Consider the following 11,146-nt stretch of genomic DNA (forward strand, 5'->3'; position numbering starts at 1 on the left):
GTTGTAATTGTATTTGTAAGAAGATTCAAACATAATACGGTTGGCATTGATGATGTCGTTTCCGTAAGACCACTGAAAAAATACACTCAGGTCAAATCCTTTATACGTGAAATTGTTGTTGAAACCACCAATATGTATTGGGTAAGGGCTTCCGATTATAGTTTTATCCGCTTCCCCAACCTGAAGGTCACCATTCAGGTCTTTGTATTTGACATCTCCAGGCTTTACGTTTGCGCGGGCGCCGCCATTGGAGGGAATGTTATCTTTAAGTGTATAAGTGTCGCCAACTTTGATGAAATCGTCATATTTATAGGTACCATCATAGATGAGCCCATAAAACTGAGCAACAGGACTTCCAATTTTAGCAACATAACCTGGAATGTTTTTCCAGTCGTCGCCCCAAGCCTGACTGCTTAATAAATAAAGCTGATTTTCAGTTAATTCCAATACTTTGTTGCGATTGAAGGCAATGTTAAAAGTGGAGGTCCAATTGAAATTCTTGGTTTGAATTGGATTGGCTGTTATCGTGAGCTCAAGACCCTGGTTCTGGGTTGCACCGATATTTTTGATGGCCCTGTTGTAGCCTGTTGTTGGCGGCAGGGTAGCATTTAGCAGTAAATCGTAAGTTTTTTTGCGGTAAAGATCAAATTCAATAGCCAGACGCTGCTTAAAAAAACCAAGATCAAGACCGATATTGGTTTGTTCGGTGGTTTCCCATTTCAGATTTGAATTTCCGAGACTGGAATAAATAATGCCTTTATTGTCACTGTTGTTGAACATATAGCCTGGAGAATTGTTGATGGGGTAGGAACCATCCGGGTTCGCGTAATTGATGCTTGGATAAGCAGCAAAATTGGACACCCCATTGTTTCCTGTTTTTCCCCATGAAGCACGGAGTTTGGCATTTGAAATAGCTTTTAGCTCTTTCATGAAAGGCTCATTGTTGATCTGCCAGCCAAAACCCGCAGATGGAAAATAGCCCCATTGATTTTTTCCTGTAAACCTGGAGGAACCGTCGGCCCTGAACGTAGCTGTAAAGATGTACCTGTCCAGGAACTTGTAATTGGCACGGCTTAAAAATGAAGCCATGGTATAGTTGGTGGTGGTGGCGAGGATGTTCAATGGATTACCTTCATCCAGGCCGCTAAGACCAAGGCTTTCGCTAGGTAGAAGTACGGCGGTAGCCCCAAATGCATTGCCTTTCCCGCTTTCAAAAGACATACCGGCCATGACGTCAAAATAATGGGATTTGTTCAGCCTTTTGGCATAGGTCAGAGTATTGCTGTTTTGCCAGTTACTTGAGGTAAAGTAAGTCTGACTGCCATTGACCAGGTAATTTCCCGCAATACCGCTTCTCGACATAGATCCGTTAAAAACATCATAACGTCTGTTGCTTTTACTGGTACTCGCTGTTACCCTTAATTTTAATTCCTTTAAAAAAGCGTACTCTCCATAGGCATTGGCGATAAGATTGTTGGCATAATCTTCCCGGAGTTCATTTTTTGTACTTAGTACTGGGTTGAACGTGAAATTACTGCCTTGTTCCACTTCCGGATCATTGGCCAGGTCCAGCAGGTTTACATCTGGTGAAACTGCAATTGGCCGGAAAGCCCATACACTGAACAATAAATTGATCTCATTGCTGAAGTTTCCGCTGGAAGTTGGACTGCCATAATTTTTAATATCAGCATAAGTGGCATTTAAACCCACTTTAAGCTTACTGGATACTTCCTGGTCCAAACTTACTTTTCCCTGTGTACGTTTAAATCCGGAGTTTAAGAGAATTCCATCTTGTCCAACATGAGAAAAGGAAGCGCTGTACTTTGTTTTTTCCGAACCGCCGGATAGAGAGACATAGTGGTTCTGCATAGGAGCGACCCGGGTGACCTGGTCTTCCCAGTTGATACCTTGCAGGTCTTTGTAACTATCCAGTGTCCTGCCATTTAGGTAATACAGGCTTTTTGTACGGATCGGGTCAATTTCATTCTGCAGTTTCACAAACTCATACGGGCTCAGTACCGGCATTCTTTTCTTGTTTTCCTGTAAGCCGTAATAACCATTATAGGTGATGACCGGTGCTCCGGCTTTTCCTCTTTTGGTGGTAACAATAATGACCCCGTTTGCACCTCTTGCACCATAAATAGCAGTTGCCGAAGCATCTTTAAGAATGTCAATGGATTCGATCTCATTTGGATCAAGGGTATTCAGGGGATTAACCACACTGTTGTTGGGATCTTCCATAGGGAAACCATCGATTACATACAGCGGGTAATTGGATTGCGTAACGGAATTATTTCCCCTGATGGTGATCTCAATAGGAGAACCCGGTTTTCCTTCACTGGAGGTGACTTGGACACCAGCAATTCTTCCCGCCAGTGCCTCATCAAAGGATTTCACAGGTGCTTTCTGAAGATCTGTAATGTTCACACTGCCGACAGAACCAGTAAGGTCTTTTTTTACGGCTGTACCGTAACCAATTACAACTACATTATTGAGTTGGGAAACGGATTCCCTGAGAGAGACCCTTATTGATTTCTCTGCTCCAATGGTAACTTCTTTGTCCTCAAAACCAATGTACCGGAACACCAGTATGGCACCGGTCTCTTTAACGTTGATTTTGAAAGTTCCGTTGCTGGAAGTGTTTACGGTAGTTTTGCTGCCCTTGATCTGTACAGTGACCCCTGTCAATGGGTCTCCTTGTAAGTCTGTAACCGTACCGGTTACAGTCAGATTTTGTGCCAGACCTGCAAAGGAGATGCACATTAAAAAGATGAGGACAGCACAGCTTCGCAGCCACTCCTTATTCCTCGTGAATAATTTTTGCATAGTGTTGGTTGGTTAGGTTTATATTCTGTTTGTTGTTTCAGTTTTTTAGATTTCCTTCAAAATCGATCTGGCGGTCGAAGGGATGTAGGAATTGATCAGTCAGTATGGCGATTGTTCTGCGGTTGAGTACGGTTTGTTTCTGGAGCTCTTCTTTAAAATCGCGTCCTTTTAAAGCTTTATGCAGATCGGCTACCGAGATATCCTTTTGCAGCAGGGAGCTGAAGAGTTTTGATACAAATTCCGCATTACTTTGCTCCCCGGAAGGATAGAACTCCTTTAATTCCGGATAAAAGGATTTGAAGCCCTGGATCAGGTCAAATTGACTGATCGACAATTCTGGATAAAACCAGGTTTGATTAGCCCATTTGTAAGGAATCCCCGTTCCTTTAAGAAGACCCGTAGCACCAATCTTCTGGAGGATAATGAAGTCCTGATCTGTTGCTTTGACATCTATAAAAGGCATGAGATAAGCTTTGCTGGCCAGCAAAGCAGCTTGTACATTTCGGATGCTGACCTCGGCAGGCTCCTGTTGGTTTTTTAGCGCTACTGCGGCAAGAGCACCGGCAGCCTGGCCTATGGTCAGTACAACAGGCTGCAATCTGCTGGCACCTGCTACGATATTGGTTACGCTGATGCTTTTTTCTGCAATGATAATTCCGCTCGTATTTTTAGGAATAAGTGCTCCAAGGGGAATGTTGTAAGAAGGAACTTTAATCTTGACAAAGTCGATTTGAGGTGCCGCTGTATTTTTCAGGTGATGGTGATCAATCGGATAATCTCCAATGGCAACACCAGTACGGTATAAACTTGTTTTTTGCTGATAAGGGCTGGACACGTCATTCAAGGTTAGCGTCACTAACCCATCCAGGCGCCTGGATTCCCGATGGTATGGGATCATGGGTAATTTGTCTGCCGTCGGATATTCATCATCTGCGATACCCAGATTTTTATAGCCCAGTTTGCTCTGGAGGTAGTAGATGAATCTTAAACTGTGTAATTTTGCAGATTTTAAGGCTTCAGTTCTTTCTTTTTTGTTCATCTCCAGGATATTCAGGTAAATGTCGTTTCCGCATTTAGGCCAGTTGATCATATATTTTTGATTGGGCAATTTTCCATAAGTGATCATCTGGCTGCAGTCAATATTCGGATGGTGTTCAGCCGCTGATGGATCAGCCACATCACAACTGCATTCAAATTCTTTAGGATCGTAACCAGCAGGTTTTGGAATGGTCCTGTCGCTGCCTGGACCAAAATCTTTAAGTGTAACTACATAGGTCATATCCTGGATGATGTTGTTGGCCTGTTCCGGGGCCTGGACTTCTCCGGTGCTGCTGCGGCTATCCATTCCGATGCGGTAGGGGATCTTTAAAAAAGCCATAACGTCTCCGGTTTCTGTGGCATCTATAATCAAACGTGCATAAATCCTGCTTCTCTTTCCCTTACTCAGGGTTTCTATTTCCCATCCCTTTCCTTTGCGTTTGATACTGGTCCACTCCGTTTTATACCAGATGCTCAGGTTTGTTTGACGGGCCATTTCTTTTAATACTTTATTGCCAATAGAAGGTTCGAAAAGAGTATTGCTCACCCAGCCGGTTTCTACGGCTGCGGGGCCGCCATAATGCTGATAGAGTTTCTGTCTGAATTCTCCCCATAAACCAGATGGCATCTGATGGTTGCCATCTATGGCAGATACGCCCGCAGAAGTAAGCATGCCACCCAGCCATTCGGTTTCTTCCAGGATCAGTGTTTTTACCCCCATTCTGGAAGCTTGTATGGCGGCGGTTGTACCGCTGGCCCCTCCACCAATGATCAGGAGTTCAGTGTTATACTCTTTTATCGCAGCGGTAGCAGAACTGAAGCTGAACAATAGTAATAGAGAAAGTATTCTGTTAAAAAGGAAAAGTCGTATCATCTGGGAAATTTTTATAGTGCTTTAATGATCAGTGCTGTCATTACCCCTCTTTCTGTCCCGTCGGAAGGTTTAACGGTTTGTTGCCCGTTAACGGTAAGAGTGGTAGATCCGCCTCCGTCCAGGTTTAAGGCTTCTATACAGCCAATTTCTTTCATCATCTGAGCCAGTTCTGCTAAGGTCAGACCTGTTCCTCCGTTGCTGTTGTTGCCCTCGACGGCGAGGATGACAATTTTGTTGCTACTGGTATAACCAATTGCTGATCTCGCCCTGGACGAAGTATTGTCTACAGCGATGAGTTCTTCATTATCGCTGATACGGATTACATTGTTCTTAATTAAGACGGGGGAACCACCAATGGCTGTTTTAACATTCCACAGGCTGGCACCGGCAGGGAAAGTGGCCGACGGAACCGCTAAAGGTGCTGTATTCAGTAAGTTTGCTGCTGGTTGCGGGTAGTTGTAAAGTATGCCATTACCTGTACCTACATGGTAAATCCAGGCAACTTCTGCCTGGTTATCCTGGTTAATGCCAAAAGCACCTCTTGTTGGATAATAGCTGGTATTTGTGCCATTGTACGGACGGGAAAGGGATTTAATATTGATGGCGTCGACCTGGCCATTGTACATAGACAAGCTGTAAGAGGCATTTGTGCCGAAAAAACCACCGTTAATGCAGGCATATTTTGTTCCGCTTTCTTCATTATAGAAGTCCGTTACTTTTTTATTGGCAGATGCCAGGACTGGTTTAAGTTCAATATTGGCTTTCGGGTCAAAAATCAGGCAGTAGGCAACAGTAGCTTTTCCGTTAACCGGGGTCTTGCTGAGGTAGAGTTGTATTCCGGTCGGAAAATTGTTCATCAGGGCAGTAGCTTTTTTCCAATTGGAGGATAAAGAAACCAAGGGTGTAGAGTCAACTATTATTTTGGGCTCATCGGGGTGGTATTTTCCAATACCTGATTTGCCACAGGCCGAGGCGAAGAGCAGGGACGTGAGTGCGATTACTGCAAAGGAAGGTTTAGCATGCATCGTAATGGTTGGTTAGTTTGGTTGCTCTGTAAATATATCACTTTTTTAAAAATATTAAAAACATTATTGTTGTTTTTAATAAAAAATTATTTTGAGCAGGGAAGTGCCTCTGTTCACTTAATAAAGAGAATAATGAGGTTTACAGGTAATTTAGTTCTATGAAAAATCCCTGTTTTAATGTATCTTAATAAAATATCTTACTTTTGATTTGAATTTTTATTAAAAACATGACCTTTTTTGAAGAACTAAATCAGGAAAATCTCTCTGGTGTTGCCCATAAAAATATTACTTTAAAAAAATCGATCATTTCTTATTTCACTAGAAATGGCAATTGTACCATTGCTGATCTTTGCGCGGAACTTGGACTGAGTGCACCTAAGGTCAACAATCTATTGAGTGATCTGATTGCAGATGGCTTGGTGCAAGATTTTGGAAAGGTAGAGTCGAGAGGTGGAAGGAAGCCGAATATGTATGGGCTTGTATTGGCTTCTGGATTCTTTCTTGGAGTGGACGTAAAGGAAAGCTATCTGAATTTTGGTTTAATGGACCTTCAGAAAAATCTGATTCATTATGTTGAAAAACAAGCTTACAGACTAGAGAATAACCAGGAGTCCCTGGATGAACTATGTGCGTTGATCAATGCCTTTATTGCTAGCGTCCCCGTGTCTAAGGATAAAATTCTTGGTGTGGGCATCAATTTATCGGGAAGGATCAATTATGCAACCGGTTACAGTTATAGCTTCTTTAATTTTAATGAAGAGCCGCTAAGTAAGATTATGGAAAATAGTCTTGGCCTGAGAATTTTTCTGGAAAATGATTCCAGGGCCATGGCTTATGGGGAGTTCAGTTCAGGAGTAGTGCATGAGGAAAAAAATGTGTTGTTTCTAAATATGGATTACGGACTGGGGGTTGGAATTATGATCAATAGTCAGTTGTATTATGGTAAATCTGGTTTTGCTGGTGAGTTTGGCCATATTCCTATATTTAATAATGAGATTATCTGTCGTTGCGGAAAACGTGGCTGTCTGGAAACAGAGGCGTCAGGCTGGGCTTTAAAGCGTATGTTTAAAGAGAAATTAAAAGAAGGTTCTTCTTCCATATTATCCAGTATGGACCCTGAAGAGTTGAGTTTAAAGCATATCATCACTGCAGCAATCAACGATGATGTACTGGCAATAGAATTGATCGCTATACTGGGGGAAAAACTCGGAAGAGGCATTGCGATCCTGATCAATATTTTTAATCCTGAACTGGTGATCTTGGGTGGCAGTTTAGCGACAACCGGAGAATACATCCGGTTGCCGATTAAAAGTTCTCTTAATAAGTATTCTTTGAGTCTTGTGAATAACGATACTCACTTGAAGATGTCTAAACTAGGTGAAAAATCTGGTGTAGTTGGGGCTTGTTTACTGGTTAGGAATCGCTTATTGTCACTTAATTAAGGGACTTCGTTTTTCTAGCTCTGCAATAGGTAATTTAATGATTCGGCCAATAGCCTGATTGCCGCGATAGGTAACTACGCGAATACTTTGAGCGCCTTTCGGTATGCTTAAGGGTTGACCAGTATATTTTGGGTAAAATTGGTCTGGGTCCGAATCATCAAAAGCATAATAGATATCGAGATCTTTTACCTCTGTTTTCAGGCTTAAGAGCAGTTCGTTTTGTGGATTGCGGCTGCCGTAAATCATTGCATCATAAAAATATCTGGAGTATTTGGTGCCTTCCTGATCAAGAACAGGAAGCTGTTTTTCTAAGCGACGGATGAAATTTTCCCAGCCGCATTGGTTGTTGCCGCTCCATAAGATTTCGCTTAAAGCAAAAGCCCTTGGCCAGGTCATGAACTGGAGTTTGCGCTCATTAGGTACCTGTTCAGTCCAAAGGCTTCCCTGTCCGCCTAATACCTGTTTAGGGTCGATTCCCGCTGGCAAAGGGTTAAACTCAAAGGTTGTGCTGAGTCTGTTTACAGTAAAAGGTGCATTTTCCAGGTAGGGGTCGCCTTGATAAAAATCAAGATAGGTATAGGCTGCAGGCGTCATCACCACCTGATGTCCTTCTCGGGAAGTATTGATTCCTCCTTTGTTGTCTTTCCAGCTCATGAAAGCCATAGAATCCGCAAGGCCTCCGGGCAGGTTTTCGTACCATCCAATTGGGGTTTTTCCTTTAGAAATCACAATTTTTGCTACTCTTTTAATGAAATAAGATTGCAATTCTTCTGAACTTTGTAAATGTTCCTCTTTTATTCTTTTTTGACAGCGCGGACATTTATCCCAATGCATTCTGGAAACTTCATCGCCTCCGATATGGATGTATTTAGAAGGGAACATTTCTGCGATCTCTGTGATAATATGGTCCAGGGCAACGAAAACAGAATCATTTCCTGCACAAAGAACATTCGTTCTGCTGGCATTCCATGGATCTCCGGCAAGTACCTGCTGAGGTGTTTTGGTACACGATAGTTCAGGATAGGAGGCAATCATGGCCAGGCTATGGCCGGGAATGTCCACTTCGGGCACGATGTCTATAAAATGTTTCTGAGCGTGTTGTATAATGTCCAGGATATCTTCTTTACTATAAAAGCCACCATAAGTTGCACTTTCTCCTGCTTCCGGCGCTTTCTGATTTTTCCAATAGCCGGTTCTTGGTACACGCCATGAACCAATGCTATTTAATTTCGGCCAGCTTTGGATCTCCATTCTCCAGCCCTGGTTGTCGGTCAAGTGCAGATGTAATGTGTTGAATTTATACTTTGCCATCTGACTGATGTAGCGTTTAATGACTTCCTTGTCAAAAAAGTGTCTGCTCAGATCCACCATCAGACCTCTCCATTGGAAAGCAGGATAGTCTGTTATCTGGAGACAAGGCAGTTGAATACCAGAAGTATTGATCATCTGGCATAAGCTCTGAACCGCGTAAAAAAGCCCTGCGGGATCATTGGCCTGCATCGTGATTTTTGCAGGCTGGATGTTCAATTGGTAGCCTTCCTTTCCAAGTTTAGGATTGTGGTCCTTATTCAGGACCATAGAGATGGTATTGTTGTGCTGGTTTTTTTTGCTGATCCGGAATTTTGTACTGTTGTTCAGCTGGTCCATCAGGCTTTGCACCAGTCCGTGGGGTATACTGGGGTCTGTTATACGGCTCAGACTGGTGTTCTTGTTTAAATTAAAATGTCCTTTAGTAAACTGGTATTCTAAAGGTCTGGGAATCAGTGCTAGTTCCTGCGCAAGGCTATTTACGGCGTTTAGTAAGAGAAAACATAGAATGAAGTGTTTTTTGAGCATAAGGATCTACTTATTTAGATGTTCAGAGAAGAATCTGAAATGCTGGAGAATAGTTTTCGACCAATAGCCTCCCGTATGTCCTCCTGGTTGCGCGGTATAGGTGGCTGCAATTTTGAGTTCGTCGCATTTTTGACGGAACTGCTTGCTGGTCAAATAGAGATAGTCTTCCGTGCCGCTGTCGAAAATAAGCGCTTTGTTTCTTTCTTTCAGGTCTTTGAGTTTGTTGATTGCCGAATAATCATCGTAGGCCTTATTGCTTTCTGAATACTCACCTAAGAGATAGCTCAATGTTGTTTTTCTAAAGGCGGAATATCGCAGGTTTAATACTCCTGAAGTGGAACCTGCACCGGCAAAATGTTCTGGATGATTCAGGAAAAGCCACATTGCCCCATGGCCGCCCATACTTGCTCCGGTTATGAAATAGTTTTTAGGATCTGTGCTGTATGTATTTTTGATCATCGGTAATAATTCTTCCATGAAAAAACGTTCATATTGAACACTGTCCGGGTTTAGTGAATTGATGTACCAGCTTTTTTTTAATCCATCCGGGCAAACAATAATGAAGTTATAGGTATCAGCCAGTTGCTGGAGGTTTGCCAATTTATTCCAGCTCTTAAAATTGGCAGAATGTCCATGAAGTAAAAAAATGACCGGATATTTTTGTTTTTTCTGGTAGTTTCCAGGTTTGAATACCCAAACAGAATCCGTTGTTTTTAAGTTCTGTCTGGAATTTATGGTCAGGGTTTCCTGTCCATAACAAAATGAAGTCAGTAAAAAAAAGATCAGAAATAAAGATTTATACATTTTTTAACAGTTAGGGAAGCATGTCGACAGGAATAAATACAAGAGGAGTAGGAAGGCAGGAGGCGCCCGGTGGAGAATAAGTAAGCTGGATCTGTTGTTCTTCTCCGTCCTTTGATGGTTGGAATACCTGGATCAGGACGACCTCAGGGGCCCCTTTCGTGGTGAGTTCTTTTTTGGGCAGCTGAATCACTCCGGGAGCGAATTTACCTTTGCTCACCACCATGCTGGCGGCCATACCATTACACCATTTGTTGTCTGATGACCTGGAGTTCCAGGTGACCAGTGCAAGACCTTTTCCGTCTGAGCTTTTCCATTTTAGGTTAATGTGGTACAAAATGCCGTAATTTCCACTCAGTATAGATGTTTGTCCGGTAGTGCCTTCTTTTCCTGTAACCCATTGATCGCTTATACCATCTGCAACTGTTAATGCGGTAATGCCATTCCTGGTGTCTAATACCTCCTTGCTTTCTATAGCGTAATTACTGATTCCGTACACTCCTCTGCCTGCTCCGCTCTGGCTCTTTGGGGGTAATATGGTTTTAATTCGTGCCAATGCTGCTGTTCCCGAAGATTTTGGATCTGTTTGAATGACATTGATCTCTCCAGGCTGATCAATTACAAATTCGTAAAAACCATGGACAAGCTCGTCGTATTTGGTGACTTGTTTTTCCAGTTGGTCATCTATTGCTGCTGATGCACCTGGTTTCAACGTTCGAAATGTTTCGTTGCCTTGTGAATTAAAATAATCTGTAAGACCTTGCTTTCCTGCTTTAAAATAATTGCTGGTTGGAGGCTGACTGGAATATTTTAACATTCTGATGTGCATGTTGCTTTTTCCTTTATTAGTGATAAGGGCAGTGATTTTTCTATCCATCTTAGTTGGAGTAATAACACCATTTACATTATAAAGGTAAAAGCGGACGCTTCCCGGAGCTACCTGTTCTTTGAGGGCAATGGCTTCCGGTATTCTGATGTATTCCGGATCATCAGAAATGACAAATTGCGGTCCGGGAAGAACCGTCTTCTGATAAGTCAGCTGGCGGGGATTTTGTAGCTGAAGATTTTCTAATCGGGCAATGCCACCCTGTTCTGTAGCTAATAGTTGTTTGTTTTGTATAGCTGTGATGTTTTGAGTATAAGCTGTTTGAAAAACAGCAATCAGAGAGAGTGTTATGCATGTGGTTAGTTTGCAAATGTTCATTTGTTTTAGTTTTTAATAAAGATAATATATTTTTTTAATAAGTTTATTTTATTATTAATTTTTTTATTTATCTTAATGATATGCCATTCCAAATTGTTTA

General features: G+C 42.3%; 7 protein-coding genes. 1 reads left to right on the forward strand and 6 read right to left on the reverse strand.

Annotated features, from left to right (window positions below; genetic code table 11):
- From VNZ46_RS04090 to VNZ46_RS04100, 3 genes are all read right to left on the reverse strand, one after another.
- On the reverse strand, window positions 1-2,826 hold a 2,826-nt coding region (locus tag VNZ46_RS04090; RefSeq protein WP_325558839.1), incomplete at its 3' end, for a TonB-dependent receptor.
- Window positions 2,827-2,863: 37 nt separating this feature from the next.
- Window positions 2,864-4,738 carry an FAD-dependent oxidoreductase gene (locus VNZ46_RS04095; RefSeq protein ID WP_325558841.1) on the reverse strand — a complete coding sequence of 625 codons (1,875 nt, stop codon included), beginning with the start codon at window positions 4,736-4,738 and terminating at the stop codon, window positions 2,864-2,866.
- 11 nt (window positions 4,739-4,749) lie between these two features.
- Window positions 4,750-5,763 carry a phosphodiester glycosidase family protein gene (locus VNZ46_RS04100; RefSeq protein WP_325558843.1) on the reverse strand — a complete coding sequence of 338 codons (1,014 nt, stop codon included), beginning with the start codon at window positions 5,761-5,763 and terminating at the stop codon, window positions 4,750-4,752.
- A gap of 227 nt (window positions 5,764-5,990) precedes the next feature.
- Between VNZ46_RS04100 and VNZ46_RS04105 the strand changes: the two genes are divergently transcribed.
- Entirely contained in the window at window positions 5,991-7,205 is a 1,215-nt protein-coding gene (locus tag VNZ46_RS04105) for an ROK family transcriptional regulator (protein ID WP_325558844.1), read from the forward strand.
- Here the strand turns inward: VNZ46_RS04105 and VNZ46_RS04110 are convergent.
- From VNZ46_RS04110 to VNZ46_RS04120, 3 genes are read right to left on the reverse strand one after another with little or no spacing between them, the layout of a single operon-like run.
- On the reverse strand, window positions 7,194-9,041 hold the full coding sequence (locus tag VNZ46_RS04110; protein ID WP_325558845.1) for a beta-N-acetylhexosaminidase: 1,848 nt from the start codon (window positions 9,039-9,041) through the stop codon (window positions 7,194-7,196). The two genes, VNZ46_RS04105 and VNZ46_RS04110, sit on opposite strands and share 12 nt — an antisense overlap.
- A gap of 6 nt (window positions 9,042-9,047) precedes the next feature.
- The gene (locus VNZ46_RS04115; protein WP_199076909.1) at window positions 9,048-9,845 is read right to left on the reverse strand and encodes an alpha/beta hydrolase; all 798 of its coding nucleotides are present in this window, start codon (window positions 9,843-9,845) and stop codon (window positions 9,048-9,050) included.
- Window positions 9,846-9,855: 10 nt separating this feature from the next.
- Window positions 9,856-11,046: a copper amine oxidase gene (locus VNZ46_RS04120; RefSeq protein ID WP_325558846.1), complete on the reverse strand. Its 1,191-nt coding sequence runs from the start codon at window positions 11,044-11,046 to the stop codon at window positions 9,856-9,858.
- Between the last annotated feature and the right edge of the window lie 100 nt (window positions 11,047-11,146).

The organism is Pedobacter sp., assembly GCF_035566355.1.
Lineage (GTDB): Bacteria > Bacteroidota > Bacteroidia > Sphingobacteriales > Sphingobacteriaceae > Pedobacter.

Excerpts from the sequence above, each read along its gene's own strand:
- VNZ46_RS04095 (WP_325558841.1), bottom strand. The coding sequence starts at position 4,738 with ATGATACGACTTTTCCTTTTTAACAGAATACTTTCTCTATTACTATTG.
- VNZ46_RS04100 (WP_325558843.1), bottom strand. The coding sequence starts at position 5,763 with ATGCATGCTAAACCTTCCTTTGCAGTAATCGCACTCACGTCCCTGCTC.
- VNZ46_RS04105 (WP_325558844.1), top strand. The coding sequence starts at position 5,991 with ATGACCTTTTTTGAAGAACTAAATCAGGAAAATCTCTCTGGTGTTGCC.
- VNZ46_RS04110 (WP_325558845.1), bottom strand. The coding sequence starts at position 9,041 with ATGCTCAAAAAACACTTCATTCTATGTTTTCTCTTACTAAACGCCGTA.
- VNZ46_RS04115 (WP_199076909.1), bottom strand. The coding sequence starts at position 9,845 with ATGTATAAATCTTTATTTCTGATCTTTTTTTTACTGACTTCATTTTGT.
- VNZ46_RS04120 (WP_325558846.1), bottom strand. The coding sequence starts at position 11,046 with ATGAACATTTGCAAACTAACCACATGCATAACACTCTCTCTGATTGCT.